Below are 26,436 nucleotides of genomic sequence, written 5' to 3' on the forward strand. Positions count from 1 at the left end.
GAGACCATCATGAACAGGCTTTTGGTAACTTCGGCTGTCGCACTATCAATCGGTTTGGCGGGAGTTATGGGTGCTAACGCTGCCAATCCTAAAGTCGGCGGTGCGGCGATGTATGAAGACAAGAATATCGTCCAGAACGCTTCCAATTCGAAAGACCACACGACCCTGGTCGCTGCGGTCAAAGCGGCCGGGCTGGTAAAGACGCTGGAAGGGAAGGGGCCCTTCACGGTGTTCGCGCCGACCAACGAAGCTTTCGACGCCCTTCCGAAGGGTACTGTCGAGACGCTGTTGAAGCCCGAAAACAAGGAAAAGCTGGCAAAGGTCCTCACTTGTCATGTGGTTGCTGCCGAAGCAATGGCAAGCACGGTCGCGAAGATGATCAAGGACGATGGCGGCGAGCATGACATCAAGACGGTCGGAGGTTGTGTGATCAAGGCCAAGGAAAACATGGGAAAGATCACCCTCACCGATGAGACCGGTGGCACTGCGACCGTGACCATCGCAGACGTGAAACAGTCAAATGGCGTCATCCACGTTATTGATAAAGTTCTGCTTCCGAAATCCTGATGTGAATTGCCGGGCTGCGTGTCGCAGCCCGGCTACCGTCCCTGTCGATGTCCGCGACGGTCTGCAAACGGCCGCCTTATGCCCGAGGAGAAGGGATTGCTCATGGGAGATGGCGACGATCGCAACCGGACCAATCATTGGATAATGTACGGCCTGCCGGCCGCCACCGTTGTCGCAATTTTGGTGTTCCTGGGAGGGACAGTGTTTCTGGGAGCCGATGACGAGACGTCAGTTTCGAGCGACGGGTTGTGGCAGCTGGCATCGCTCTCCTTGATGCCGATTGTCGTTTTTACCTTCTGGCTACTCGGCCGACACCGGCTTTGAGCGCCAAACTCGAAGGCGGCTTACGATCTCGGCTACACCCGGCAAAAGTTCGATCGCATACTCAAGAACACGGTCGGGCTTCATCGTCGATAGCAGGGAAGGTCTAAAGGTTCTTCCTCTGCCAAGCCTCGAAATACGCGCCACTAACAGTCGTGCTGTCTCTCGTGACCTTGGCGACTGACATGCGCACTACAAGGCGCCTTTGATCGAGCAAGCTGCACGGCAAAGCCGACTTAAGGGGATCGACCATCAGACCGCAATCACTAGGACGTTAAGCGCGGCTGCCTGATAACCCTGAGGAACAAAGCTTTCATTGCATCCGCGATGCCGTCGGTCGGTGTCACTTCGAAATAGAGGCCAGGGGACGCACATTCCGCCATTTTAGCAGGAATCTGGCTCTGGAACGGCGAGATTCAGGTATTGTACCAACTGTTCTTCGGAAGCGGTAAATAGGTCGTGTAGAGGACAGCAATCTTGACGCCGCGCGCTTTTAAAGGAGCGCAGAAACTCGTGTCGATCGGCTCCTGGCAGCGACCGCCGGTCGTTTTCTTGGTACAAGTGGATGGCTTGTAGCTGTCGCCGACGCCGTCCGCCACGAAAAACAGGATCTTCTGCGGGTCAGCGGACGTGTTGCCGCTGCCCGGCGTGGTGATGATGGTGTTCATCTGCGTCAGAGCACTGTCAAAGCTTGTTGTCTGATCACTGTTGTATCCCTGACTTGGAATGGTCATGAGATCGACGGCATCTGTGTATGAACGAACTTGATCCAGATCGTAGGTGGGATCTGAAATGGTGGTGAGCTTCGCATCCTCGGCCTTGGTGCCAAAGGTGTAAACTCCCATTCTGAACTGGTTGCTCGTGACGCGCGTGCTCTTCGCCGTCGTCGTCAACTGCTGGGTCGCCTGGCGAACCGTGTCGATACGCATGGTCACTCCGAGCGACTTTGCCAGATTGTAATAGCTCTTGTTGCCGCTTGCGATATCGTGGCAGGCAAAGGCGCAACTGTCGGATGTGTTGGCTTGCATCTTGGTGACATCAGCTGCCGTAGCGCCGACACCCATTGAAGGTGTGTTGTCGATGAGGATATAGAAATCCATGAAGGACGCGGTTTGATATTCGGCGCTGGCGGTACCCGACACCTCAATACTGGTTTTACCAAATATCGCCATGAAGGTCGTCGGGATTGATGTCTTGAAGGCGATGTTGGAGGTGACCTTGTTCAAGTTGCGCGTTACTGTCACTGACAGGTCGATCGGTAGCGACGCGGCTTCTCCCGACATCTGTCCCGTGAACAGTTTGCGCGCTTCACTCTCGCCGACAGATATGGAGCCGTCAGCCGGCATCGCCATGGCCTGAGTAACGGCCGAAGACTTTTCCGCGACGGCGCCGACCGCTGCAGCGTCGGCAGCGTCAAAGAGTTGGGTGCGAATCTCCAGCGCGTGCGAAAAATCGATAGCCATGCCGGCGGCCCCGACCAGGGGCGTGATCAGGATTGCCGTCAATAACCCGAAATTTCCCGAACGGCATGCGAAGATGCGCCTAACTGTCTTTATCATGCACAAACGGACCAAAGAGGACATGTGCGACTTCTAGCACCCTGCCTTTAAGGTCCCGCTAACCGGCTTGGTAAAGCAATTTCAAATGCTTACATCTCATACGCGAAAGCCGGAGGCGTCGCAGCCCGCGATGGTCGTGTGGCCGCCGTTACGCGGCAGACCCACAAGGACATGTCGACACGATATCATGCGCGCCAAAGCGTTCTGGAACGAAAGGCCGGTTAGCTCCCACGAGGCAGTCGGTGCAGTCCGGCCGACAGGGCCCGACCCCTGCGCCAAACAGATCCGCTCGCGATTTGCCCGCCGTTAAAACCTATCATTTCCGCTATGAACGGCGGGTTCCAGCGCCTGAACAGTAGCCGGGCTGCATCTTCGGTACGGGCCAATCTCAGGCCGGATTTCAGCCTCATTTCGAGAGAACATAAGCCGATCTGACAGGGAGCAGCAAGGACGTTCCATTGCGTATACTGGTGGTCGAGGACGACGACATTCTTGGGTCGGCCCTGAAAAAGGCACTTGAGAAGCATGCTTATGGCGTGGACTGGTTCCGTGATGCCGAAACGGCGCTCCATGTCCTCAAAGACAATGACTACGGCGCGCTGGTCCTGGATGTTAACTTGCCGAAGGCAAGTGGCTTTGATGTGCTGCGGGCTCTTCGCCAGAGTGGCAATGGCATCCCCGTTCTCATGCTGACCGCGCTCGACAGTGTGCGCGACCGGGTTGCCGGCCTGGACGAGGGAGCCGACGATTATCTGACGAAGCCGTTTGATCTGGATGAGCTTTTGGCGCGCATCCGCGCGCTGTTGCGCCGCAGGCAGGGGCGCAACGAAACGGTCATCCGTTGCGCAAACGTCGAGATTGACCCGGCCGCGATGGTTGCGCGTCGCGATGGGGTTCAACTTCACCTGCCCGCAAAGGAGTTCCATCTTCTGCGCCTGTTGATGGAGCGCAGCGGCCGCTACGTCACGAAAAGCGACATCGAATATGCCCTTTACGATTCTGAGGTGTCCGTGGAGAGCAACACGATCGAAGTGACGGTCTATAATTTGCGCAAGAAACTTGGCCCTGATTTCATACAGTCGATCCGTGGTGTCGGCTACATGGTCGAGCGCCGGCAGTGACCCTTACCCAACGGCTCTTTGCCCGTATCCTGCCGACCCTGATCGTCGCGATCGCTGTCGTCGGTTTCTTCGCCTATCGCAGCGCGACACGAGAAATAGACAACATCTACGATGCCCAGTTGATCAACGACGCGAACGTCCTGTGGTCCCTGATGCAGCATCCGCTCACCCGGCCCGATAACCGGCCAACGATCCAGGTACCCGACCTGGATTTCAACATGGATAATCAGCTGGCTCTGAACGAGGACGCTGACGATTATGCGGACGCGCACTCGTTCCGTGCCTGGAAGGGCGATACGCTCGCCTTTGCCAGCAGCAATGCCTTTCCAGCCGGGCTCAGCCGCTTCAAGGCCGGGTTTTCAGAGACCGTTAATAACGGCGCACGATGGCGGATCTATTCCCTGCCGATCCCTGATACAGATATTTCCATCGAGGTTGCTGAAGAAATCAATCTTCGCGAGGGCCTGGTCGAGAACATTCTTCTCAACCTGGCTTTCCCGCTGGTCGTGCTGATCCCTGTGATCGCCGTCATCATCTGGATGGCGATCACCAACGGGCTCAGCAATATGAAGGAGCTGGTATCGCAAATCCGGACGCGTACGCCCGATGACCTTTCGGTGATCGCAACTTCCGGTCTGCCGAGGGATCTTGCGCCGCTTGTCCATTCGCTTAACAACCTCCTGCGCCGGCTTGGCCGGTCGCTGACGATGGAACGGCGCTTTTCCGATCTTGCAGCCCATCAGCTGCGCACGCCACAGGCCGGCATCAAGCTTTTGCTGCAGCTCTTCGACCGGGCCGATTCAGAGGATGAGCGGCGAGCGCTTTTGAAGGATCTGGTGGTCAGCAACGAGCGTGCCATGCACTTGATTGAACAGCTCCTGCGCCTGGCGCGGGTCAGTCACCAGCCGCTGCAGCTCGGCTCCGTGTCGCTGCGTGACATCGCTTCCGCCTCGCTTGCCGATTTTGCCGTACTGCTGAATGCACGCCATTTCGATGTCGGCCTTAGAGGTGCGCCGGAGGCCTTGGTCCAGACAGACAGGGCCCTCCTTCGGATCATGATCGACAACCTCCTCGACAACGCGATCAAGTATTCGGGCGATGCCGGAAAGATCGAGGTGCGGATCGAGCCCGGCGAGCGCGGCTGGCGGCTTTCCATCATGGACAGCGGTCCTGGCATTCCGCCAGACCAAAGAGAGGCGGCGTTTCAACGCTTCAACCGCCTCGATACGGGCGCCGGCGATGGCGCCGGACTGGGATTGCCTATCGTTGCCGATATCGCCAATCGGCTGGAGATCGCCCTCAGCCTCGGGACCTCGGAATGGGGACGGGGCCTAAGGGTCGATCTGGACATTGTCGGCGCGTGAGGCGCCGAATTCAGTTTCATTTCATCTTCGCCTCATCTTGCTTTCAGTTCGCCGCTCTAGACGTGTCCTCAGACGTTTGACGGAGCACGCGATGCAGGTGTTTTGCGATTTTGACGGAACGATATCGAAGGAGGACGTGACCGACCTCGTGCTCCAGCGCTATGCGCGCCCGGAATGGCGCGCGATCGAGGATCAATGGGTCAGCGGCAAGATCACGTCGGCTATATGCATGCAGCGCCAGATCAGGCTGATCGAGGCAACGCGCGCCGAGCTGAACGCCTTTCTCGACACTGTCGAGATCGACAGCGATTTTATTGCCTTCAAGCGGTTCTGCGACAACGCCGGGCTCGGCTTGAGCGTGGTTAGCGACGGCGTTGACTATTTCATCCGTCGCGTCCTTCGCCGCCATCAGATCGCCTCCATACCCGTGATTGCAAACAGGCTCCGAGAGGGCGACGAGCTTTCGAAATCGGCATACGATCTCGATTTTCCCGCGATCAGCAGCGGCTGCAACGCTGGCTCCGGCGTTTGCAAATGCGCGGTCGTCAGCCCCTCGGTCGATTACATCTACATTGGCGATGGACGCAGCGACTTTTGTGTCTCGAACGAGGCACCGGTTGTCTTCGCCAAGTCAAACTTGGCTGACTATTGCCGCTCCCGGGGCATCGAATTCTTCCCTTACGACAGTTTCGCCGATGTTCAGCGGTCTCTCGCAAGCATTCTTTCAATCCCTTCGCGCCGGCGCCCCGCACTGCCGGTGAAGAAATCAGCGTAACAAGAGGACCTCATGCGTTCCAACCTGAAACTTGCTCCCACCCGCGCGCCGGTCATTGGCGAAGACGAACTTCGTCTGCTCGAAGAGACCTACTGCTCGCACGGCGATACAGTGCATTATACAGAGAAGCCGAAATTCTTCGAAACCTGTGAGGGCTCCTTCGTCTATGATGCAGCCGAAACGCCATTTCTGGATCTGCAGATGTGGTACTCGGCTGTCAATTTCGGTTACCGCAACGAGCGCCTGAACCAGGTTGCGCATCGCCAGCTTGATCGCTTGCCACAGATCGCTTCGCAATATCTGCATCGCGAGAAGGTCGAACTCGCCGCACTGATCGCACGAGATATGGAAGAAAAGTTCGGTTCAAAGGGCCGCGTGCATTTCAACGTCGGCGGTTCGCAGGCGGTGGAGGATTCGCTCAAAATCGTCCGCAATTTCACTGGCGGCAAAAGCCTGATGTTTGCCTTCGAAGGCGGCTACCACGGCCGAACGCTTGGTGCGACTTCGATCACCTCCAGCTATCGCTACCGTCGCCGTTACGGCCATTTCGGCGAGCGGGCGCAGTTCATAGAATTTCCCTATCACTTTCGTGGCCCGAAGGGCATGTCGAAGGAAGAGTACGGTCACGATTGCGTCCAGAAGTTCGCCCGTCTGTTCGAAAGCGAATATAATGGCGTCTGGGATCCGAAGGCGGGAAAGTCGGAATATGCCGCCTTCTACGTCGAACCGATTCAGGGCACGGGTGGTTATGTCATCCCACCGATGAACTTCTTCGTCGAGCTGAAGAAGGTCCTCGACGATCACGGCATTCTGCTGGTCGTCGACGAAATCCAGATGGGCGTCTATCGCACAGGCAAGTTGTGGTCGATCGAGCACTTCGGTGTTTCGCCCGATGTTCTTGTGTTCGGCAAGGCCATTACCAACGGGCTCAATCCCCTTTCTGGCATATGGGCCAAGGAGGAGATGATCAATCCCACCATTTTTCCGCCTGGTTCCACCCATTCGACGTTTGCAAGCAACCCGATGGGCACGTCCGTCGCGTTGGAGACGCTGAAGATGGTTTCGGAGAATGACTTTGGCGCCAGCGTCATGGAGAAGGGTGCGCATTTCCTCGAGGGTCTCAAAGACTTGCAGTCGCAACATGCGATCGTTGGCGAGGTGGACGGCTTAGGCCTGGCCTTGCGGATGGAAATTTGCAGGGACGATGCTTTCACGCCTGACAAGGCGACGCTCGACTGGATGTGCGACGAAGGCATGAAGGGCGATCTCGTCGTCGACGGTCGCAAATATGGGTTGGTGCTCGATGTCGGCGGCTACCACAAGAACGTCATCACCTTCGCACCAAGCCTGATGATCAGCCATGACGAGATCGAGCTTGCAATTTCACTGCTCGACCAGCTCCTCACTCGCGCGGAACGGAGATAGTCCGGTGCAACTGCTTCTCCTTCATCTCGATGATGCGTTGGAGTTGCAGCCCGATTTTGTGCAGTCTTGCATAATGGCAGGCGCGCACGAAGTCAGCGACAAGGAATGCGGGCGCGCAGTCAGGCTCTGGGGCCGGCGCCGCGCGCTCGATGCCCTTAGGAGAAGCCTGGCACGGATAGGGTCGCCGTCGGGCGATCAATCGCGGCTCTGTTTCATGGGTTCTGGCGATTTCCATCACGTGACGGCACTGTTGCTGTCGCTAGCGCTGGAGCGTGCCCGCCGGCCCGTGACTTTGATCCATATCGACAATCACCCCGACTGGGTGCATTTCGGCGATGGCATGCATTGCGGCTCCTGGGTCAACAGGGCGCTGGAGCAGCCGCTCGTCGAAAAGGTGATTACCCTCGGCGTCTGCAGTCACGATCTGAAGTCGCCCGAGAAAAAGGGCGCCAATCTTGTACCGTTGACCGATGGACGGCTGGAACTCTATCCTTATGACCATCCACCGAGCAGGGTGACATCAAGCTACGGGTCTGGAGCGAGCTTCAGCCAGATCGACGGTGCGCTGCACTGGCAGTCGATATCAGAACTCGGCGAGGCCAATTTCCTCGACCGGTTGCTCGGCCGTATCAAAACCGAGGCGGTTTACATTACCATCGACAAGGACGTGCTGACGAATGCCGATGCGGTGACAAACTGGGATCAGGGCCATATGCGGCTTCCCTACGTGCTTTGGCTCTTGAGCGAGATCGGTGAAAAATATCGCGTCATCGGCGCCGATGTTACCGGTGACTACTCAACTCCGCATTACAGCGGCAATCTCTATACCCGTGCAATGAAGACGGCCGAAGTGCTGATCGATCAGCCGTTGCGGCGACGCGACAAGGCGGCGGTGCGCAACATCAACAGTGCCGCCAACCATGCGCTGCTGGAGGTGTTGTCGGAGCTGATGCCATGATTGGGGGTCTTTCGGAATGGACGACCGGGGTCATCGTCTTCTGCATCCTGGCCGAAACCGGCCGGGAGATCTGCTTCAAGCGCGGCGCCACCGGCGCGCTGTTTGCGGACCTGCGCAACAAGGTAATCTGGCTCGGCATCCTCCTTTGGGCCGTCGAACTGGTAATGTGGACGCGCGTGCTTGAGGAAGTGGCGCTGTCGGTCGCCTTTCCGCTGATGGCGCTGAGCTATGCGGCGATCGCGCTCGCGGGCGGGATCGTCTTCAAGGAAACTATCAATCGTCGCCATGTCCTGGGCATCGCCCTGGTGACCTTTGGCGTGGTCTGTGTTGGAGCGACGGGACTATGACAATCTTCGCCTATTCGAAATGGGATATCGTTCCGGTGCTGGCCGCAATGGCGCATCTGGCCTTCAACATCGACCTGATTGCCGGATTTGAGAGCCGACCGCTCTGGCTGTCGGCGGCGCTTGGGTCACTTTATGCTCTATCGATATCCTGGAACATCAACAGTGTCTCGCATAATTTCATTCACACGCCCTATTTCAGATCGAGATGGATGAACCGTCTCTTCAGCCTTTTGGAATCGGTGACGATCGGCTTTTCGCAGACCTACTATCACTTCGTGCACATGCGCCATCACTCCGGCAATAGCGACCGGCCCAACGACAGGGGCGAGACGATCGACATGCTGTCGATCTACAAGCATGGCAAGAACGGCGAGCCGGAGAACGTCCTTTCCTACACGTTTCTGAGCTTCTTTCGCGACGACATCGGTGACATTCACCGCGCGATCGCCAGCAAACGGCCGGCCGAAGCAAGATGGGGGCGTTTCGAGCTGGTTTGCGTTGGCGCCTTCGTGCTTCTGGCGCTGGTCTACGACTGGAAGGCTGCCTTGTTCTTTCTACCGTTCTATTATCTTGGAAATTGCCTCTCGTCACTGAATGGCTATTACGAGCATCTGCACGGCGACCCTGACGAACCGATCGCCTGGGGCGTCAGCAGCCACAACAGGCTCTACAACTGGCTCTGGTTCGCCAATGGATATCACGCCGAACATCATTATCGTCCGAAAACCCACTGGACCAAGCTGAAGAATTTCCACGAGCAGATCAAGCAGGACCAGGCTGCGGCCGGCACGCATGTGATCAGCACCTGCCATGCGCTCGGCTTCATGGCGAAGGAAAACCGGCAGCCGGGGGAATTTCCCGATGCCGGCTGAGGGACTTTCCTTCTATCTCGAGGGCACGAATGGCAGGGGCATTGTCCTCGTCCACGGCCTGACGGGGGCCCCTGCCGAGATGCGGCTGGTCGCCCGGCAACTCCATCGCCGCGGCTTCAGCGTCTATGCGCCGCTCTTGGCCGGTCATGGTGAGAACGAGGCGGTGCTGCGCAAGTCGCGCTGGGAGAACTGGCTCGACAGTGTCGAGGCCGCCAGTGACCTCATGGGCGAGCGGTGCGACGCAGTCTTTGCCGCCGGCATCTGCGTTGGCGGAAAGCTCGCGATGATGGCGGCAGAGCGCAATCCGATGTCGATCCGCGCCGTTGCCGTTTATTCTCCCTGCTTTCATTACGACGGCTGGGATGTGCCCCGGTACTACGCGCTGTTTTCGCCGCATATCCGCTGGATATCGTTTATCCCCTTTATCGGCCGCTTGAAATTTCGCGAAACACCTTCGCTCGGCATCAAGGATGAGCGAATGCGTCGCATGGTGGCAGGCATGAACGGCGAGGGCATGCTCGAGACCTTCCCTGGGCGCGGTCTCATCGAGATGCATGAACTTGGAAGAGCACTCAAGGCAAGGCTTCCTGACATGCGAACGCCGACGCTGATCGTTCATTCACGTGAAGACGACCTTAGCGGTCCGTCGCACGCCCAGTATATCGCAGCCAATATCGGCGGGCGTCGCGAGCTTCGCTGGCTGGATGACAGCTATCACATGATCCATGTCGATCGCCAGCACAGGCATGTGGCCGACATGACAGCCGAATTCTTCGAGGCGGAACATGCAGCAGCAAGCGCTTGAGATTGACACAGCCGAGCATGCCGGATCCGGCGGACCTTCACCAGTCGCATCAGTGCTTTCGAGCATCCGTATGCTGGACAGGCACGCCTGGAACATCTGCTTTTCGAAAGAGATCGAGACCTATGACTATCTGCTGGTGGTGGAGGACGCCGGCATTGCCGGTTTCGACTTTCGCTATGTCGTATTGCGCGAAGACGATGAGATCGTTGCCGCGATGCCCGCCTTTTTGTGCCGCTACGCGCTCGAAACGACATTGCAGCCCGGCCGCATCAGACGTTCGGTGGGCAGGATCCGTTGCCTTTTCCCCGAATTTCTGACGCTGCGCCTGGCCTGCCTTGGTTCGCCCTGCACGGAAACCGGCATGATCGGCTTTCATCCGCGGATCTCCGAAAGCCGCCGGCCACAGCTCTTTGCGCAGCTTCTCGCCGCTTTCGAAGCGCATGCGCAGGCCGAGGGCTGTTCGCTGATCGCGATGAAGGATCTGGCGCTACCGCTGCCGTTGGGTGTGACGCGCGTTTTGTCTGACGGCGGGTATGCTGAGATCGCTAGCATGCCGACAGCGTTCCTTGATATCGACTTCGATACGCTCGATGACTATCTCTCGAGGTTGTCGGGGGGAACGCGCAAGGATATGCGGCGCAAGCTCCGGGGCCGCGGTACCGTGCGCGTCGAATATCGCAGCGATTTCGGCGAATGGCTGCCTCGCGTGATGCAACTCTATCTGGAGACGCGAGAACGCAGCGAATGGCAGTTTGAAGAGCTGACGCCTGCCTATTTCCAGGGTCTGCTGAAGGGGATGCCCGGCCGGTCCTTCTGCACGATGTATTTCGTCGAAGACGAATTGCTGGCAGTCAATGTCATGGTTTGTGACGGGTCCAGGCTCATCGACAAGTTCTTTTGCATGGATGCCCCTCGGGGCAGGGCCCACAACCTTTATTATCTCAGCTGGTTCACCAACCTCGAATATTGCCTCAGGCACCGTATCGGTCGCTACCAAAGCGGTCAGGCCTACTATCGCAATAAGGTCCGGCTCGGTAGCAGCCTGACGGCCAATGCGATGTATTTTCGCCATCGCAATGCGGTCCTTCAGCTTGTTTTGAAGACCGTATCGCCCTTCCTCAGTGGCGATGACGGTGCCGAGGTGATGACGTGAATGCGATCCGGCCGATATGGTTGGCAGTGCCGCTATTGAACACAGCCCAGCAGCTGCTGTTGAAACGCAGCGCCGAAGAGGCGGCTCGTACCCACGGCGAGTGGCTGTTTCACATCCTGTCGTCTCCCTGGTTTTTCGCGGCGATCGCTGCTGAGATCGCCTGTTTTGCTATCTGGATGACAGTTCTGTCACAGCTCGATATCAGCAGGGCCTTCCCGCTTTCGGCCATCAGCTATGTCTTCGTGATGGCCGTCGCCTGGCTTGCGTTCGGCGAGGCGGTGAGCGTGCTCCAGCTTGCAGGCAGCGGTCTGATCCTGATCGGCATCTGGTGCATCGCAACGGCCGTGCCATCGCATTGAAAATCGAAGGTATCGGGTCAGAAGCCGACGCCGAAGGCCTTGTTCAATGAAATGCCGATGATGTTCTGGTTCGCGTCGCCGAGCTTCGAGGTGATCGGGCTGTCGGCGCCGTCGCCCGTCAGTCTCTCGAGCCGGTCATAGAGCTGCAGCGACAGGGTCGGCGTCACGTCACAAGACGCCGAAACGGTAAGTCCGACCGATTTCAGGCCGCCGGTGGCATCGAAAGCGGGCCAAACCCCGTTCTGGGCTGCTTCGCTTGACGAAATAGAGAAGTATTTGCGCATGTAGGCGCCGTCGGCGAATGATGCGCGCGGTCCTATCGAAAGCAGCCACTTGTCGCCAAACGACTGGAACCAGTCGATGCCGAGATCGGCGACCAGACCGCTGCCATTCGACAGCGCCTGGCGGATTTCGGTGCGGATACGCAGCTCGTCTGGTATTGCCCAATATTGCGCAAAGACGCCGGCGTCCACGTCCCAATGAACCGCATGAAGACCGGCGAGCCTTTGGTCGTCGGAACGGGACCGAGAATCGCGAAAACCGAGCACTGGCCCAGCTTCGAAGCCGCCAAGACCGATAAGGCCATAATCGATGCTGTCGTCGGGAGCACCCGGCTCATCGGGTTCGTCAAAGCGCCTGATATCGAACGACGGGATGGCGCTGAAACCGTCATGCCTCGATCCGGGAAATTTCGGGCCATATTCGATGCTGGCGCCGAGCGTCACGACCCAGCTGTCCGGTGATGCAACGGCCGCTTTATCTCCAGCAAATGCCCTTACCGTGGCAGCCGGAAGAAGGAGTGTGAGAACAAGACTTGTTTGAACCAATCGACTGATGCCGGTCATGCCTGTACCAGATACTGACGCACGCACTCGATAGTGCCTTCCTGCTTGCAGGAGTCAAGCAGCAGGCGGGCGGTCGAACCCAAGGCCTGTCTGTGTTTGGGCTTGTCCCGCAGGAAAAAGCCACTGCAGACAGCGCCTCACCTGGGCCTTGCTTCCAGTGATGATGCACCCATCATCACTGGAAGAGGTCCTTTGATGGCTCGCGCGCTTTTTAGCGCCGAGTTTGTCTCCGGCGGATAACAGGGATGGGCATCAGACCTGTGCCATGCCTCCGTCTACGGCTATTTCCGCGCCTGTCGTAAAGCTGCTTTCGTCGCTGGCCAGAAACAGGGCCGCGGCCGCCACCTCCTCAGGTTTGCCCATCCGCCCAAGCGGTATCATCCTGGACAGTGCGTCTCGAATTTCCTGCGAGGCTGCAGCCATCATCGCGGTATCGGTTGGGCCAGGACTTACGACGTTGACACGTATCCCCTTGGGAGCGAGTTCGTTGGCCCATGTGCGTGTGAGCGAACGGACTGCCGCCTTCGTCGCGCCATAGACCCCATAGCCCTTGGTGCCGATATCGCCGGCAATCGAGCCAATCAGCACGATCGTTGCCCCGGGCTGCATCAAGGTAATGGCACCTTGCGCCGCAAACAGCAGAGACCGGACATTCAGGCCGAACGTTCGATCGTAGTGATCCTCGGAAATTGCTCCGAGAGGCGCGTGTTCTGAAAGCCCGGCGTTGACGACAAGCACGTCGATATGGCCCTGCTCCGATCGGATCTGCTCGAAGACGCGCTGGAGATCTGCATTGTTTCCGGCATCGGCCTTAAGGGCGTGGATGGTGCCGGTGCCGCCAGGCTCCGTCTGTGTCTCTGCGCTCTTACGGCTCGTTGCGTAGACCGTTGCGCCCTCGCTGGAAAACCTTTGCGATATGGCCCCGCCGATACCGCCAACGCCGCCGATTACGAGGGAAATCTTGTTTGCTAATCTCATCACATCAACTCCATCAATAGTGATGGGCAGAAGATATAAACTCTATACCTACGGTCAATTACGCACTATATGTAAAGCAGATATCATGGAGTATATCGATGCGAAGGACCGACGTAGGTTTTCCGGTTAAGCCTTGTTCTGCTGAAAGACACAAAGCTGCCGCAGCCGAGGCACTACTGAACGTAGAAAAGGCGCGCCCGGTGCTGGAGCAGATCGCCAACAAATGGTCGGTGCTGATCCTGACGGTTCTTTGCTCGAGGCCGTCGCGGTTCAACGAGATCATGCGGCGTCTGGACGGGATCACGCACAAGGCGCTCGCCGACGCGTTGAAGCGCCTGGAGCGCAACGGTCTGATCCGTCGTGAAGTGCTGACCACGACGACACCGGTCGGGGTGCAGTATACCATCACTTCGCTTGGCCGTTCCCTTCAGCAACCGTTCGAAGCCCTTTACACATGGTCCATGACCTACGGTCCCGAGCTGGAGCAAGCGCAGCACGACTACGATAACGGCAAACGTTGATCGCTTGGCGCCTTGTATCGCCGACATGCCTTTTGTGGCTGGCAGGGCCTTGAGGGACGCAGCGCTTTCACAACCTGCCTCGCGTGAGCAACGAAGCCAAGCCCAGCTGCCTGTGTCGTTACGACGGTGCGCGCTCGCGTCCGGCCGGTGCATCGCAGATTCAGGGTCGGCGGTGACGTTCCTGACGTCGGGTCTTCCACGCATGATCTGGCCGAGGCTGCGGATTGTTTCGCCAGACGCAACAAACTCAACACTATTCAATCAATTGTTGATCCGCGGTTCTGGCGGCAATATCGCACCTGTCAGACGAAGACGTCTTCGCCTGAGAGTTTCAAAAAGGAAATCGCAGGACGCACGATGACGAAAGCCTTTACATCGATCACACGCCGGAACGTGTTGATGAGCGCAGGCGCCGCAGTCACGCTCGCAGCCATGTCACGCGCTTCCGGCCTTGCAGCCACCATCGATCCCACCACAGTCTCCAGCAAAGGACACGAGTTCATGAGCACTATAACCACCAAAGACGGCGTCGAAATCTTCTACAAGGACTGGGGAGCGAAGGATGCCCAGCCGATCATGTTCCACCATGGCTGGCCGCTTTCATCCGACGACTGGGACGCGCAGATGCTGTTCTTCCTCTCGAAGGGCTTTCGCGTCGTCGCCCATGACCGCCGCGGCCATGGGCGCTCGGCCCAGGTGTCGGACGGCCACGACATGGATCATTATGCGTCCGATGCCTTTGCAGTGGTCGAGGCGCTGGACCTGAAAAATGCCGTCCATATCGGTCACTCCACCGGCGGCGGTGAGGTTGCCCGCTACGTCGCAAAGCATGGCGAACCTTCTGGTCGTGTTGCCAAAGCAGTTCTCGTTTCCGCCGTTCCGCCGATCATGGTCAAGACCGAGGCCAATCCCGAAAGCTTGCCGATGGAGGTGTTCGACGGCTTTCGCTCGGCGCTTGCGGCAAACCGTGCGCAATTCTTCCGCGACGTGCCGGCTGGTCCATTCTACGGTTTCAACCGCGATGGCGCGACTGTGCATGAAGGCGTGATCCAGAACTGGTGGCGTCAGGGCATGATGGGCGGCGCAAAAGCGCATTACGACGGCATCAAGGCATTCTCGGAAACCGACCAGACCGAAGACCTGAAGAATATCAGCGTTCCGACATTGGTTCTGCACGGCGAAGACGACCAGATCGTCCCGATCGCAGATTCCGCCCACAAATCCGTCAAGCTCCTGAAAAACGGCACGCTGAAGACCTACCCGGGCTTCTCTCACGGGATGCTGACTGTCAACGCCGACGTTCTCAACGCTGATCTGTTGGCTTTCATCCGGGCCTGATCGGCATTGACGGCGGGTGCGGGCTCCCTCGCATCCGCCGTCTTCGGATTGCTGGTCCACACGCGCGAGCGCGCTGCATATCGATAGGAAACTGTGATGACGACGACAAAGACAATCGCAAACCTTGGCGTTGCCTGGGAGCAAACCTTCGGCTACGCGCAGGCTGTCCAGGTCAAGGATACGATCTACATTTCTGGACAGTCAAGCCATGACGGCGACGGCAAGATGGTCGCGCCAGCCACCCTTGACGCGCAAGGCCGTCCTGTCGACTTCGAGCCAATGGAGGCGCAGATACGTCAGAGCTATAAGAACGCCAAGAAGCTTCTTTCTGAGTTCGGTGCCACTCTCGACGACGTTGTCGAAGAGACGCTTTTTGTCCTCGACGTCGCGAGTGCATTCGCAGCCGGATCGAAGGTCCGCAAGGAGATGTACGGCACGGACACTCCGTCCGTCGCAAGCAACCTGATCGGAGTGAGTGCGCTCGCCTTCCCCGAGCAGATCGTCGAGATCACGTTCCGCGCGGTGCTCGACGCCACGGTCGCCTGATAAGACAACAGTCGCTCGAAGCGTTGCCGGGGTGATGCACTGCCGCGGCGAACCTTTCCTGATGGGTTTCCCGATGCCAAGACCATATTCAGCGACGATAAGATCGCCATCATCCGCCCTGCATCTGACCACGGATCTCGTTGCCAGGACCTTGAGGACTGTTACGGACGAAGGTCCGGAGCCGAACTGGACGCCCATCTCGTCCAACCAGCTCGAGGAGCTCGTCCAGAGGGTCGATGAGGAAGCGCGCGATCAAGAGATTTGGGTGTTTGCCTATGGCTCGCTGATGTGGAACCCCGGGTTCGACGTGGCGGGCTTCGAAAGAGCCGTCGCGTTCGGATGGCACCGTGCGTTCGCATTGAGGATCGAACGGCTGCGGGCGACCTCGGATGCGCCGGGTCTTATGCTTGCCCTTCAGCCGGGAGGAAGCTGCACCGGCCTGATCCTCAAGCTTGCCTGCGCGTCGAAGAAGGAAGATCTACGTAGGCTCCTGGCCCGCGAAATCCGCTATGTCGAAGTTTGCGATATGGTCCGTTGGGTCACGGTCCGGACACCGGCAGGACCCCGTCGCGCATTGACATTCTGGGCAAGCCCGACGCGGTCAGCACTGACCCAAAAGGTACCTCTCGAACAGGCGGCGGCGCTGATTGCCCAGGCCTGCGGACCGGCCGGGTCTTGTGCGGAATACCTGCATCGCACCGTCGTTGATCTTGCAGAACGCCAAATCTTCGACCGGAACCTATGGCAGTTACAGGAACTTGTGGCAACGAAGCTTCAGGCTCTCCCGCTACCTGTCAATCCAGCATGACCATATGCGCCGCCACCTGCTCTTCGAAGAATTTCGAAAAGGAGGCAATACGCGGCGGCAGAGCCTGGTAGGGCGGATAGTAAAGGGTGAGCCACAGATCTGGCGGCGCCCATCCCTTGAACACATGCACGAGCCGTCCACTGCGGATGTGCTCGGCGATGTTGAACCCCGGAAGCAGGGCGACACCTGCCCCGTCTGCGGCCATGTCCGCGAGCACCTCGCCGCTATTGGCGCTGAACGCTCGTCCCGCCGATATTGCGATGCTTGAGCCACCGTCCGACAGAACCCAGTTCTCCCGCCGGCTTTCTCCACTATAGGCAAGGCAATCGTCCGGCGTCAGTTCGTTGGGATGCGACATGGTGACGAAGCGGCTGCCGGGCGCGGCAACAAGGATGCGCGGCACGACGCGGATCTTCCTCCAGATCGTGAACTTGTCGGAGGGCTGCGAGGAGATGCGGATCGCCAGGTCGTAATCGTCGTCGACGATGTTGATCAGGCCGTCAGACAGGGAGATCTCGAAGCTGATCTTCGGATAGCGCTCCTTGAATCCGGAAAGGATCGTCGGCAGCACGACCTTCCCGAACCAGGTCGGTGCGCTGATCCTGAGGCGTCCTTCCTCGGCTTTGTGGGCGTTCATCACTTCGCGTCGGGCATCCTCCAGCGTCTTTACCGCGGGTTGGATCTGCGCAGCAAAGATCGCGCCGTCGGTGGTGAGGGACACTTGGCGCGTGGTGCGCACGAAGAGCTGAACGCCGAGCTCTGCCTCCAGGGCGGCGATGGCTCGCGTTACGGCAGCGGGCGTCATGTCGAGTTCGCGGGCCACCTGGGCGAAGTTCCGCTTCTCAGCGGCGAGGAGGAAGGTGCGGAGTGCCTTGTAGTCGTTCATATCATTATTTCAAAAATCGCAATTCGTTCAAAACAAGTATTGCAATTCCGCCTGGTCATCAACGGGCCTAGATTGCCTTCACACAACAATCATCCGTGCTGAGAGAGAGGCATCGACATGATCAAGGACATCAAGGGACTGCATCACGTAACGTCTATGGCGTCGGACGCACGCCAGAACAACCACTTCTTCACAAATACGCTCGGCCTGCGCCGCGTCAAGCAGACGGTGAACTTCGACGATCCCAGCGTCTATCACCTTTATTACGGCGACGAGACCGGTAGCGCCGGGACGGTGATGACCTACTTTCCCTTTCAGAACATGATGCTTGGCCGCCCCGGGGTCGGCGAGGTCGGCGAGACGCAATTTTCCGTGCCGAAAGGTTCGCTGAAATTCTGGCGCGACCGCCTGGCCTCGCAAGGCGTCGATGGGCTGGAAGCAGACACAATCTTCGGAGCCAGGCGGCTTCGCTTCATGGGCCCGGACGGCGACAGCCTGGCGCTGATCGAAGCGGCCGACGACCGCCGCTCGTCCCCCTGGCTTGGTCGCGGTATCCCGGACGATGCTGCTATCCGCGGTTTTGCCGGCGCTCGCTTCCGCCTGCACGATACGGCTGCGACGGAAGAACTGCTCGGGTTCATGGGCTACCAGCGCGCTGAAAAGGAAGGCGACGTCACGCGCTTCATCATTCCGGGCGGAAACGGCGCCGACACGATCGACCTTCAGCTCCTGCCAACGACGCCCTTTGCCCGGCAGGGCGCCGGATCCGTTCACCACATCGCCTTCGCCGTCGACAACCGTGAAAAGCAGCTCGAAGTGCGCAAGGCTCTGATGGATACCGGTTACCAGGTCACGCCGGTCATAGACCGGGATTATTTCTGGGCCATCTATTTCCGCACGCCCGGTGGCGTTCTGTTCGAGATCGCAACGAACGAACCGGGCTTCAATCGAGACGAGGACACCGCCCATCTCGGAGAGGTGCTCAAGCTGCCCAGCCGTTATGAGGCAATGCGCGCTGAAATAGAATCCAACCTCGTGCCCCTGGCTGCGTAGGAGCACACCAGACATCTGACGACAACGAGGGCTGCGATCGGCAAGGATCGCGGCCCTTCGTGCACATCCAGACCCATGCATCCTCAAGGGTTATTTCATTTTTCGCAATTCATTCAATAGAATTATTGCAATTCTGCAGCGCGGCGTCGAACGCTAGGTTTGATTTCAGCAGCCAGGACGGCGAGCGAAACGGCCTGCGGGCCAGGAAGCTCCCGCCCGCCGCTATCGATTTTCAGGCACCCCATGCGGGCCGCAACCACGAGGAAAGTACCATGTCCAAGCTCCAAGTCCTGACCCCGGCAAACAGCCAGCTCATCTTCATCGACCAGCAGCCGCAGATGGCCTTCGGCGTCCAGTCGATCGACCGGCAGACATTGAAAAACAACGTCGTCGGTCTCGCCAAGGCCGCCAGGATTTTCGACATCCCGACCACGATCACCACGGTCGAGACGGAAAGCTTCTCCGGCAACACCTTCCCGGAACTGCTCGGCGTCTTCCCCGAGAACGACATTCTGGAGCGCACGTCGATGAACTCCTGGGACGACCAGAACGTTCGTGACGCCCTTGCCAAGAATGCGGCCGGCGGCGCTAAGAAGATCGTCGTCTCCGGTCTCTGGACGGAAGTGTGCAACACGACGTTCGCGCTTTCCGCTCTCAACGACGTCCCGGACTACGAGATCTACATGGTCGCCGACGCCTCCGGCGGCACCTCGCTGGAAGCCCACAATCGCGCTATGGACCGCATGGTGCAGGCGGGCGTAATTCCGGTGACCTGGCAGCAGGTCCTGCTTGAGTGGCAGCGCGACTGGGCACGCAAGGAGACGTATAACGCGGTCACGTCGCTGGTGAAGGAACATTCCGGCGCCTACGGCATGGGCATCGACTACGCGGTCACGCATGTCCACGGCGGCGCCGAGCGCGTCAGCCACGGCAAGCGCATCGGCCCGAACCCAGCCAAGTAATCACCCATCACCGCCGCTTCCGCAGGATCGCACGTCCGGATGCGGAGGCGGCTTCATTCACAGTCGAGGATGCCCCCATGAAACTCTACATTCTTTCCATCGGCGCCGGTCTTCTGGTCGGTATCGTCTACAGCCTGCTCAATGTTCGCTCTCCCGCGCCGCCGATCGTGGCCCTTGTCGGCCTGCTTGGCATTCTGGTTGGCGAACAGCTCATTCCTTTCGCCAAGACGCTGATCGCCAGGGAGCCCGCAGCCGTCTCCTGGATCAACCAGATCAAGCCGCACATGTTCGGCCATATGCCGAAGGGCGAGAGCCGCAACGACGTTGTCCTGTCTCGCCACGATCAGCACAAGTCCGATAGCTGACACCGCGAGAGGAGATTCGCTTGCGGTGGGCCCCAGCCCGTCGATCCCGGCGCAAGGCGTTGAAATCAATCTTAATAATAAAGCCAGGAGCATTTCCCATGTTCGCCGACCTCATCCTCCACCACGGTCTGATCACCACGCTCGATCGCACCAATCCAACTGCCAGCGCAGTCGCTATCAAGGACGGGACCTTTCTTGAAGTCGGCACCGACGCCGAGATCATGGCGCTCGCTGGCCCCGACACCAAGATCGTCGACCTCAAGGGCAAGCGCGTGCTCCCCGGCCTGATCGACAACCACACCCACGTCGTGCGCGGTGGTCTGAACTACAACATGGAACTGCGCTGGGACGGCGTTCGTTCGCTGGCTGACGCGATGGACATGCTCAAGCGTCAGGCAGCGATCACGCCGGCCCCGCAATGGGTTCGCGTCGTCGGCGGCTTCACCGAACACCAGTTCGCCGAAAAGCGCCTGCCGACGATCGAGGAGATCAATGCGGTTGCGCCCGATACGCCGGTCTTCCTGCTGCATCTCTATGACCGCGCGCTTTTGAACGGTGCTGCGCTCCGCGCCGTCGGCTATACCCGCGACACACCGAACCCGCCCGGCGGGGAGATCACGCGCGACGCCAACGGCAACCCGACCGGCATGCTGCTTGCCAAGCCGAACGCCGGCATTCTCTATTCGACGCTGGCAAAAGGCCCCAAGCTGCCCTTCGACTACCAGGTCAATTCCACCCGACATTTCATGCGCGAGCTCAATCGTCTCGGCGTTACCGGTGTGATCGACGCCGGTGGCGGCAATCAGAACTATCCCGATGACTACGAGGTCATCCAGAAGCTCTCCGACGAAAATCAGCTGACAGTTCGTCTCGCCTATAACCTGTTCACCCAGAAGCCGAAGCAGGAGAAGGAAGACTTCCTCAACTGGACGTCTTCGGTCAAATACAAGCAGGGCAACGACTACTTCCGCCACAATGGTGCCGGCGAGATGCTGGTCTTCTCCGCCGCCGATTTCGAGGACTTCCGCCAGCCGCGCCCGGAAATGGCGCCGGAGATGGAAGGCGAGCTCGAGGAAGTCGTGCGCGTTCTCGCCGAAAACCGCTGGCCCTGGCGCATGCACGCCACTTATGACGAAACCATCTCGCGCTCGCTCGATGTCTTCGAGAAGGTCAACAAGGACATTCCGCTCGAGGGCCTCAACTGGTTCTTCGACCATGCCGAGACCATCTCGGAGCGCTCGATCGACCGTATCGCGGCACTCGGCGGCGGTATCGCCACCCAGCATCGCATGGCCTATCAGGGCGAATATTTCGTCGAGCGTTACGGCCACGGCGTTGCCGAGGCCACGCCGCCGATCCGCCGCATGCTCGACAAGGGCGTCAATGTTTCGGCCGGCACGGATGCGACGCGTGTCGCCTCCTACAATCCGTGGGTATCGCTCTCCTGGATGGTGACGGGCAAAACGGTCGGCGGCATGCAGCTCTATCCGCGTGCCAATTGCCTCGACCGCGAGACCGCGCTCAGGATGTGGACGGAAAAGGTCACCTGGTTCTCCAACGAAGAGGGCAAGAAGGGCCGCATCGAGAAAGGCCAGTTCGCCGATCTCGTGGTGCCAAGCAAGGACTTTTTCACCTGCGCCGAGGACGAGATCTCGTTCCTGACCTCCGATCTGACGATGGTCGGCGGCAAGATCGTCTACGGCTCGGGTGACTTCGCCAACTACGACGAAAGCAATATCCCGCCCGCCATGCCGGATTGGTCTCCGGTGCGCAAGTTCGGCGGCTACGCTGCCTGGGGCGAACCCGAAGGGGCGGGCGCACGCTCGCTGCGCCGCACGGCCATCTCCACCTGCGGCTGCGCCAGCGACTGCGGCGTTCATAGCCACGACCATGCCGGTGCCTGGACCTCGAAGCTGCCGATCGCGGATCTCAAGGGCTTCTTCGGCGCACTCGGTTGCTCCTGCTGGGCCGTTTGAGGCTGACGCGATAATCGAACGACGTATCGGCCTGGGCAGCGGGAGACCGCTGCCCAGGCTTGTTTTATAAGAGGGGAAAACTCCCGCGAATAATTGCGTTTATCGCAATTAAATCGAAACTATTGATGCAATTGTTGGCCGCAATGGTTCCCGGCAATATCGCTCCATCAGACGAACACAGCGCCGCTCGAACCGACCGGCCCAGATCGCAGGAGCAATGATGACCAGCCACTCTCCTTCAAACTCGCGCAGGCTTCTGGCCGATGTCGTTTCGGCGCCCGCCGTGCGAACGGTCGCGCTGCTCTCGCTTTGCGCCGCCTATATCCAGGGCCCGCTGACCAAGATCTTCGATTTCGGCGGCGCGATCGCCGAGATGGAGCATTTCGGTCTCCACCCGGCCCCGGTCTTTGCTGTCGCCGTCATTGCCTTCGAGCTGACTGCGTCGGCCCTGGTTGTCTCTGGCACGCTCCGGTGGGTAGGCGCTCTCGCGCTCGCCGGCTTCACTGTCCTTGCGACCTTCATCGCGCTCCGCTTCTGGGAACTGCCCGCCGGCATGGAGCGGATGATGGCAACCAACGCCTTCTTCGAACATCTCGGCCTCGCGGGCGCCTTCGTCCTCGTCACCATTTTCGATATCACCAAGGGAGCTGAACAATGAGCACCACAAAGTCGCCCGGGGGCAGCTTTGCACCGCTTGCACAACCGGTCTTCGCGGTCCTCTGGGCTGCGACCGTTCTCGGCAACACCGGCAGCTTCATGCGCGATGTCGCCAGTTCCTGGCTGATGACCGATCTTTCGGCCTCGCCGGCGGCTGTCGCCATGGTCCAGGCGGCGGGCACGCTGCCGATCTTCCTGCTCGCCATCCCGGCCGGCGTCCTGACCGATATTCTCGACCGGCGCAAGTTCCTGATTGCCGTCCAGCTGCTGCTCGCCTCTGTCAGCATCAGCCTTATGGCTCTTGCCCAGACGGGCATGCTCTCGGTCAGTGCCCTCATCGGTCTGACATTTCTCGGCGGTATCGGCGCTGCGCTGATGGGGCCGACCTGGCAGGCGATCGTGCCTGAACTTGTCAGACGGGAAGACGTCAAAAGTGCCGTGGCGCTGAATTCGCTCGGCATCAATATTGCGCGGTCGATCGGGCCGGCCGCAGGCGGTCTTCTGCTTGCGGCGTTCGGCGCGGGTCTCACCTATGGTGCTGACGTCGCGAGCTATATCATCGTCATCGCAGCACTTGTCTGGTGGCCGCGCGCCAAGAATCCGAATGATGCTTTGCAGGAGAATTTCTTCGGAGCCTTTCGCGCTGGCCTTCGCTACACCCGTGCAAACCGCCCGTTGCATGTCGTGCTGCTGCGCGCTGCAATCTTCTTCGCCTTCGCCAGTGCGGTCTGGGCCCTTCTTCCCCTGGTAGCCCGCCAGCTTCTCGGCGGTGGTGCAAGCTTTTATGGTATCCTGCTTGGCGCGGTCGGTGCCGGTGCGATCGGCGGAGCGCTCGTCATGCCGAAGCTGCGCGAACGTTTGAGCGCCGATGGCCTGATGCTTGGCGCAGCCATCACCACCGCTATCGTGATGTCAGTCCTGGCCCTTGCGCCTTCGAATTCGATTGCCATTATCGCTCTGCTTTTTCTGGGCGGGGCGTGGATTACCGCTCTGACAACGCTCAATGGTGCCGCTCAGGCTGTCCTTCCGAACTGGGTGCGCGGTCGTGGTCTTGCCGTCTATCTCACCGTTTTCAACGGCGCGATGACGGCCGGCAGCCTTGGCTGGGGCGCCGTCGGTGAAGCAGTTGGCGTTTCCGGCGCGCTGGTGATCGGCGCGGCCGGTCTGCTGGTCGCCGGGCTCATCATGCACCGCGTGAAGCTGCCGACCGGGGATGCCGATCTGGTCCCGTCGGCCCACTGGCCGGAGCCTCTCGTTGCCGAGCCCGTCGCTCATGACCGTGGACCGGTCCTGATCCTGATCGAATATCATGTCGAAAAGCAGCACCGCAAAGCGTTTCTGCACGCCCTCGACACGCTCTCCCAGGAACGTCGTCGCGATGGCGCCTATGGCTGGGGCGTGACGGAAGATTCCGCCGATCCAGAGAAGATCGTGGAATGGTTCATGGTGGAGTCCTGGGCCGAGCATCTTCGCCAGCACAAGCGCGTTTCGCATGCCGATGCAGACCTGCAGGGCAAGGTGCTCGCGTACCATACGGGCACCGAAAAGCCGGTTGTACGCCACTTCCTGACGATCGACAGACCAGGTGCAGCATGATCAGCTCGCCCGCCACATACATCTGGACCCGGGGCATTGCCTTAAACGATTTTTCGTTGCCCATTATGCGATCCTGGTCTGACAAGACCTCTATGTCAGACTGGCACAATCTGGGTTCCACGTAGCTTTAGAATGTGTTGCAGCTGGTTCTGGACAATGAAAAAGCGCAGTCAAAGCTGCGCTTTTCTAACTCGCCGACCAACGCAATTTAGTCTTTCATTTTATGGGGGTCTCGTAGACCTGCCGCGACGATCTACGTCGACCCGGTCGCCGGCCTCGTCCCGGAAAAGTTCAACATATCTCAGCTCGAAGAGACCTCCGAGAAGGGAGCCGCGAGTTCAAGGTGATCGATCTTGACTAACGGGAGCTCGCCTCGACAAATCGCTCGTGACCGGGATAAAGACGCCAACGCCAAGGAGATAGAGTGGGGTGCGCGTGATAACTCAGCCCCCTCAATAAGCATGTTCGAGGGCCGACCGCTAAGCGGCCTCTCGCCGTACGCGGGGCTCGGTTTTTGACCGGCTCGCACGGGGTATGCATCAGGCGATAAGCCCACCGAAGACTGCCGACGAAAAGACGAGGTCCAAAGGGCTGCAGCTCAGATGGGCCCCGCCCGTCGGCGGCGACCGCGTCGATGGCGTCGGTCCGCTTCCTGTCGTTGATAAACCTTGAGGAAGACGCCGAGGATCATGTTCATCTTCTCATGAAGCGGCGCGTGCATTTGAACGACCGCAGGTTTTTCATCGGCTGCCGTGACCGCGTTGGCACGATCATATGAAAGCTGTCAGATGGTGTTAGACATGCGTGAAGATGGGATCCTCGCTACCCAATGGATGATGAACGGGTTGCCGCGCTCTTGCAGATGCCAGTCAATGCCAATAACAATATCGCATTGATGGCAAACCGTTCTCCATCAACGACTTGGCAGCCACCACGAATTAAGCCTTGTGGTGGCTTTTTTCTTGGAACCAGTAAGCTCACCGCAAGTTATTGCGCTGCCGCTCGGCGCTCTTTCAGTCGATTGTCAGAGTTTCTTCCTGCGTATGCCGAGCGGCAAACTCCTCTATACTACCCATGCGGCATCAAAGGCCAAAAAAGTCTACCCATGGTAAGCTTCGCTTAAGATTCATTAGCAAAGATGAATATGCGGACAGTCAGGAGGTAGATATGTCGCAAGTTCATCTCGTCGATCATCTCGAAGCAGCAAAGAAGTTGGCGGAATTGAGCGACAAACCTTTTGTCGCGTACATGATCCAAATGGCGAAAGATGCGGCCTTGAGACCAGAAACAGAGCGAAAACGCGTAGCCTAGGGAACCTCAAGGCTCCACGCAGGTTGACTCTATGCCGCCCGGCGCTTTGTTTACCTGTTCGAGCAAGCTACCCCAGTTCTTGCTAAGTCGGGCGGCAGTTCTCAACTGTATGACCCAACTGCGCCGGTGGAAACACCGGCGTCTTTTTGCAAAAAAAGACCCCGGAACCACCTTTGCCCTGGATCCCGGGGTCTCTTCATGCGCACCAGCATTTCTCGTGATGGTTATCTCAGGTCCATCACGAGCGGATTGCTAAAATAGGGCGCAGCGATTTGTCAACATGGGTACAATCCATTTTTCCGAGATTCGATGGAACCCAACGTTACCCCAGTCGTTTAATCAGCGAACGTTATGGAAACCCAACCGCACGCGTTCAATCTCTGCTCCCCTCAGAACCCATTGGCAGAGATAATGAAAGCCCACGCGCCGCCCTCGCGTGGGCTTTTTCTATGCGGGAGTGCGATGAAGCTTAGAAGTTCAGCCGGCGATACATTCGATCTAGCTCCTTTTTGATCGCTTCAATCTCACGCCGCTTATTCTGCATTAGCCAGATGAAGGTCCACCAGAACCAGCTCAGCCCAAGCAACCCGCCGATCACTTCATGCCGAAGCCCGGCCATGCGGACTGTGATCATCCCCAGGAGGAAGGATGCAAGGCTAGCGATCACTGCAACTGCCATCGGCGATACCCACTCGAACTGATTGAAGAGACCGCCCAAGGTGAGAGTTAGAGGCAGCTTGGACGGCCTCAATGGAGCGCGGTGGAGGTGCGCTCCCGGAAACAATTTACACGATCGATGCGCGTTTCTTCAAGCGAGATCGTCGCACGGATAGCGGCTGGGTTGAGCCTTGGCTTGTGCGACGATCTCTTTGTGCGACGGGGTCACCGCCGTACCTGAAACAGTGGCGAGGCCATTTGGCGGCTGCGAGCAGCGTCGGGATGGCGGCGCGGCTGCTGCCTTCATGTCA

Annotated in this window: 28 protein-coding genes and 1 pseudogene; 23 read left to right on the forward strand and 6 right to left on the reverse strand. The window is 58.9% G+C overall.

Annotated features, from left to right (window positions below; genetic code table 11):
* The first annotated feature begins 66 nt into the window (after positions 1-66).
* Together ACEN84_RS03695 and ACEN84_RS03700 are read left to right on the forward strand one after the other, a co-directional pair.
* A complete protein-coding gene (locus ACEN84_RS03695; RefSeq protein WP_413709037.1) occupies positions 67-567 on the forward strand; it encodes a fasciclin domain-containing protein in 501 nt (166 codons plus the stop codon).
* Positions 568-663: 96 nt separating this feature from the next.
* Positions 664-891 carry a hypothetical protein gene (locus ACEN84_RS03700; RefSeq protein WP_165402660.1) on the forward strand — a complete coding sequence of 76 codons (228 nt, stop codon included), beginning with the start codon at positions 664-666 and terminating at the stop codon, positions 889-891.
* Positions 892-1,154: 263 nt separating this feature from the next.
* On the opposite strand, the pseudogene ACEN84_RS03705 reads toward ACEN84_RS03700, so the two are convergent.
* Positions 1,155-2,447: pseudogene (locus ACEN84_RS03705) on the reverse strand (TadE/TadG family type IV pilus assembly protein).
* Between the two features lie 458 nt (positions 2,448-2,905).
* Here ACEN84_RS03705 and ACEN84_RS03710 point away from each other — a divergent pair.
* From ACEN84_RS03710 to ACEN84_RS03755, 10 genes are read left to right on the forward strand one after another with little or no spacing between them, the layout of a single operon-like run.
* Positions 2,906-3,568, forward strand: a complete 663-nt coding sequence (locus tag ACEN84_RS03710) for a response regulator transcription factor (RefSeq protein ID WP_413708664.1) — start codon at positions 2,906-2,908, stop codon at positions 3,566-3,568.
* Positions 3,565-4,932, forward strand: a complete 1,368-nt coding sequence (locus ACEN84_RS03715; protein WP_413708665.1) for an ATP-binding protein — start codon at positions 3,565-3,567, stop codon at positions 4,930-4,932. The genes ACEN84_RS03710 and ACEN84_RS03715 overlap by 4 nt, the downstream gene beginning before the upstream one ends.
* The gene (locus tag ACEN84_RS03720) at positions 4,919-5,707 is read left to right on the forward strand and encodes an MtnX-like HAD-IB family phosphatase (protein ID WP_413708666.1); all 789 of its coding nucleotides are present in this window, start codon (positions 4,919-4,921) and stop codon (positions 5,705-5,707) included. The genes ACEN84_RS03715 and ACEN84_RS03720 overlap by 14 nt, the downstream gene beginning before the upstream one ends.
* A gap of 12 nt (positions 5,708-5,719) precedes the next feature.
* Complete coding sequence (locus tag ACEN84_RS03725) at positions 5,720-7,132, forward strand: aspartate aminotransferase family protein (protein WP_413708667.1); 1,413 nt, start codon at positions 5,720-5,722, stop codon at positions 7,130-7,132.
* A 4-nt stretch (positions 7,133-7,136) separates the two neighbouring features.
* Entirely contained in the window at positions 7,137-8,090 is a 954-nt protein-coding gene (locus ACEN84_RS03730) for an arginase family protein (RefSeq protein ID WP_413708668.1), read from the forward strand.
* Positions 8,087-8,437, forward strand: a complete 351-nt coding sequence (locus ACEN84_RS03735; protein ID WP_112717107.1) for a permease — start codon at positions 8,087-8,089, stop codon at positions 8,435-8,437. Before ACEN84_RS03730 ends, ACEN84_RS03735 begins: the two co-directional genes overlap by 4 nt.
* The gene (locus ACEN84_RS03740; protein ID WP_413708669.1) at positions 8,434-9,309 is read left to right on the forward strand and encodes a fatty acid desaturase family protein; all 876 of its coding nucleotides are present in this window, start codon (positions 8,434-8,436) and stop codon (positions 9,307-9,309) included. Before ACEN84_RS03735 ends, ACEN84_RS03740 begins: the two co-directional genes overlap by 4 nt.
* Entirely contained in the window at positions 9,299-10,114 is an 816-nt protein-coding gene (locus ACEN84_RS03745; protein ID WP_413708670.1) for an alpha/beta hydrolase, read from the forward strand. Before ACEN84_RS03740 ends, ACEN84_RS03745 begins: the two co-directional genes overlap by 11 nt.
* Positions 10,095-11,267, forward strand: coding sequence for a GNAT family N-acetyltransferase (locus ACEN84_RS03750; protein WP_413708671.1), 1,173 nt, complete (start codon positions 10,095-10,097; stop codon positions 11,265-11,267). Before ACEN84_RS03745 ends, ACEN84_RS03750 begins: the two co-directional genes overlap by 20 nt.
* 26 nt (positions 11,268-11,293) lie before the next feature.
* On the forward strand, positions 11,294-11,626 hold the full coding sequence (locus tag ACEN84_RS03755; RefSeq protein ID WP_413708672.1) for an EamA family transporter: 333 nt from the start codon (positions 11,294-11,296) through the stop codon (positions 11,624-11,626).
* A gap of 17 nt (positions 11,627-11,643) precedes the next feature.
* Here ACEN84_RS03755 and ACEN84_RS03760 read toward each other — a convergent pair whose 3' ends face one another.
* Both ACEN84_RS03760 and ACEN84_RS03765 read right to left on the reverse strand, forming a co-directional pair.
* Positions 11,644-12,351 carry a MipA/OmpV family protein gene (locus ACEN84_RS03760; protein WP_413708673.1) on the reverse strand — a complete coding sequence of 236 codons (708 nt, stop codon included), beginning with the start codon at positions 12,349-12,351 and terminating at the stop codon, positions 11,644-11,646.
* A gap of 372 nt (positions 12,352-12,723) precedes the next feature.
* Positions 12,724-13,452, reverse strand: coding sequence for an SDR family oxidoreductase (locus ACEN84_RS03765; protein ID WP_130279734.1), 729 nt, complete (start codon positions 13,450-13,452; stop codon positions 12,724-12,726).
* 95 nt (positions 13,453-13,547) lie between these two features.
* Here ACEN84_RS03765 and ACEN84_RS03770 point away from each other — a divergent pair, with 95 nt between their 5' ends.
* Entirely contained in the window at positions 13,548-13,970 is a 423-nt protein-coding gene (locus tag ACEN84_RS03770; RefSeq protein WP_130279733.1) for a winged helix-turn-helix transcriptional regulator, read from the forward strand.
* Between the two features lie 302 nt (positions 13,971-14,272).
* Here the strand turns inward: ACEN84_RS03770 and ACEN84_RS03775 are convergent, their stop codons facing one another.
* On the reverse strand, positions 14,273-14,443 hold the full coding sequence (locus ACEN84_RS03775) for a hypothetical protein (RefSeq protein ID WP_354541227.1): 171 nt from the start codon (positions 14,441-14,443) through the stop codon (positions 14,273-14,275).
* A gap of 28 nt (positions 14,444-14,471) precedes the next feature.
* On the opposite strand from ACEN84_RS03775, the gene ACEN84_RS03780 reads away from it, so the two are divergent.
* From ACEN84_RS03780 to ACEN84_RS03790, 3 genes are all read left to right on the forward strand, one after another.
* Entirely contained in the window at positions 14,472-15,308 is an 837-nt protein-coding gene (locus tag ACEN84_RS03780; RefSeq protein WP_413708674.1) for an alpha/beta fold hydrolase, read from the forward strand.
* Positions 15,309-15,404: 96 nt separating this feature from the next.
* Positions 15,405-15,854, forward strand: a complete 450-nt coding sequence (locus ACEN84_RS03785; RefSeq protein WP_413708675.1) for a Rid family hydrolase — start codon at positions 15,405-15,407, stop codon at positions 15,852-15,854.
* Positions 15,855-15,915: 61 nt separating this feature from the next.
* Entirely contained in the window at positions 15,916-16,662 is a 747-nt protein-coding gene (locus ACEN84_RS03790; RefSeq protein WP_413708676.1) for a gamma-glutamylcyclotransferase, read from the forward strand.
* Here the strand turns inward: ACEN84_RS03790 and ACEN84_RS03795 are convergent.
* Complete coding sequence (locus ACEN84_RS03795; protein ID WP_112717089.1) at positions 16,649-17,548, reverse strand: LysR family transcriptional regulator; 900 nt, start codon at positions 17,546-17,548, stop codon at positions 16,649-16,651. The genes ACEN84_RS03790 and ACEN84_RS03795 overlap by 14 nt on opposite strands.
* 117 nt (positions 17,549-17,665) lie before the next feature.
* Between ACEN84_RS03795 and ACEN84_RS03800 the strand changes: the two genes are divergently transcribed.
* The 7 genes from ACEN84_RS03800 to ACEN84_RS03830 all read left to right on the forward strand — a co-directional run bounded on the left by ACEN84_RS03800 (position 17,666) and on the right by ACEN84_RS03830 (position 25,468).
* Complete coding sequence (locus ACEN84_RS03800) at positions 17,666-18,601, forward strand: VOC family protein (protein ID WP_413708677.1); 936 nt, start codon at positions 17,666-17,668, stop codon at positions 18,599-18,601.
* A 272-nt stretch (positions 18,602-18,873) separates the two neighbouring features.
* Positions 18,874-19,563: a hydrolase gene (locus ACEN84_RS03805; RefSeq protein ID WP_112717085.1), complete on the forward strand. Its 690-nt coding sequence runs from the start codon at positions 18,874-18,876 to the stop codon at positions 19,561-19,563.
* A 77-nt stretch (positions 19,564-19,640) separates the two neighbouring features.
* Positions 19,641-19,928, forward strand: a complete 288-nt coding sequence (locus tag ACEN84_RS03810) for a XapX domain-containing protein (protein WP_112717083.1) — start codon at positions 19,641-19,643, stop codon at positions 19,926-19,928.
* A gap of 98 nt (positions 19,929-20,026) precedes the next feature.
* Positions 20,027-21,904 carry an amidohydrolase gene (locus tag ACEN84_RS03815; protein WP_413708678.1) on the forward strand — a complete coding sequence of 626 codons (1,878 nt, stop codon included), beginning with the start codon at positions 20,027-20,029 and terminating at the stop codon, positions 21,902-21,904.
* Positions 21,905-22,124: 220 nt separating this feature from the next.
* Positions 22,125-22,562, forward strand: coding sequence for a DoxX family protein (locus tag ACEN84_RS03820; RefSeq protein WP_130279726.1), 438 nt, complete (start codon positions 22,125-22,127; stop codon positions 22,560-22,562).
* Positions 22,559-24,157: an MFS transporter gene (locus ACEN84_RS03825; RefSeq protein ID WP_413708679.1), complete on the forward strand. Its 1,599-nt coding sequence runs from the start codon at positions 22,559-22,561 to the stop codon at positions 24,155-24,157. The genes ACEN84_RS03820 and ACEN84_RS03825 overlap by 4 nt, the downstream gene beginning before the upstream one ends.
* Before the next feature lie 1,167 nt (positions 24,158-25,324).
* Entirely contained in the window at positions 25,325-25,468 is a 144-nt protein-coding gene (locus ACEN84_RS03830; protein ID WP_162708699.1) for a hypothetical protein, read from the forward strand.
* A 469-nt stretch (positions 25,469-25,937) separates the two neighbouring features.
* Here ACEN84_RS03830 and ACEN84_RS03835 read toward each other — a convergent pair whose 3' ends face one another.
* Positions 25,938-26,147 carry a hypothetical protein gene (locus ACEN84_RS03835; RefSeq protein WP_413708680.1) on the reverse strand — a complete coding sequence of 70 codons (210 nt, stop codon included), beginning with the start codon at positions 26,145-26,147 and terminating at the stop codon, positions 25,938-25,940.
* Positions 26,148-26,436: the final 289 nt, after the last annotated feature.

It is taken from the genome of Rhizobium sp. Rhizsp82 (assembly GCF_047325115.1).
Taxonomy (GTDB): Bacteria; Pseudomonadota; Alphaproteobacteria; order Rhizobiales; family Rhizobiaceae; genus Rhizobium.

Coding starts and splice junctions, on each gene's coding strand:
- ACEN84_RS03695 (WP_413709037.1), top strand. CDS start 67: ATGGGTGCTAACGCTGCCAATCCTAAAGTCGGCGGTGCGGCGATGTAT.
- ACEN84_RS03725 (WP_413708667.1), top strand. CDS start 5,720: ATGCGTTCCAACCTGAAACTTGCTCCCACCCGCGCGCCGGTCATTGGC.
- ACEN84_RS03735 (WP_112717107.1), top strand. CDS start 8,087: ATGATTGGGGGTCTTTCGGAATGGACGACCGGGGTCATCGTCTTCTGC.
- ACEN84_RS03740 (WP_413708669.1), top strand. CDS start 8,434: ATGACAATCTTCGCCTATTCGAAATGGGATATCGTTCCGGTGCTGGCC.
- ACEN84_RS03745 (WP_413708670.1), top strand. CDS start 9,299: ATGCCGGCTGAGGGACTTTCCTTCTATCTCGAGGGCACGAATGGCAGG.
- ACEN84_RS03750 (WP_413708671.1), top strand. CDS start 10,095: ATGCAGCAGCAAGCGCTTGAGATTGACACAGCCGAGCATGCCGGATCC.
- ACEN84_RS03770 (WP_130279733.1), top strand. CDS start 13,548: ATGCGAAGGACCGACGTAGGTTTTCCGGTTAAGCCTTGTTCTGCTGAA.
- ACEN84_RS03780 (WP_413708674.1), top strand. CDS start 14,472: ATGAGCACTATAACCACCAAAGACGGCGTCGAAATCTTCTACAAGGAC.
- ACEN84_RS03785 (WP_413708675.1), top strand. CDS start 15,405: ATGACGACGACAAAGACAATCGCAAACCTTGGCGTTGCCTGGGAGCAA.
- ACEN84_RS03790 (WP_413708676.1), top strand. CDS start 15,916: ATGGGTTTCCCGATGCCAAGACCATATTCAGCGACGATAAGATCGCCA.
- ACEN84_RS03795 (WP_112717089.1), bottom strand. CDS start 17,548: ATGAACGACTACAAGGCACTCCGCACCTTCCTCCTCGCCGCTGAGAAG.
- ACEN84_RS03800 (WP_413708677.1), top strand. CDS start 17,666: ATGATCAAGGACATCAAGGGACTGCATCACGTAACGTCTATGGCGTCG.
- ACEN84_RS03805 (WP_112717085.1), top strand. CDS start 18,874: ATGTCCAAGCTCCAAGTCCTGACCCCGGCAAACAGCCAGCTCATCTTC.
- ACEN84_RS03810 (WP_112717083.1), top strand. CDS start 19,641: ATGAAACTCTACATTCTTTCCATCGGCGCCGGTCTTCTGGTCGGTATC.
- ACEN84_RS03815 (WP_413708678.1), top strand. CDS start 20,027: ATGTTCGCCGACCTCATCCTCCACCACGGTCTGATCACCACGCTCGAT.
- ACEN84_RS03820 (WP_130279726.1), top strand. CDS start 22,125: ATGACCAGCCACTCTCCTTCAAACTCGCGCAGGCTTCTGGCCGATGTC.
- ACEN84_RS03825 (WP_413708679.1), top strand. CDS start 22,559: ATGAGCACCACAAAGTCGCCCGGGGGCAGCTTTGCACCGCTTGCACAA.
- ACEN84_RS03830 (WP_162708699.1), top strand. CDS start 25,325: ATGTCGCAAGTTCATCTCGTCGATCATCTCGAAGCAGCAAAGAAGTTG.
- ACEN84_RS03835 (WP_413708680.1), bottom strand. CDS start 26,147: ATGGCAGTTGCAGTGATCGCTAGCCTTGCATCCTTCCTCCTGGGGATG.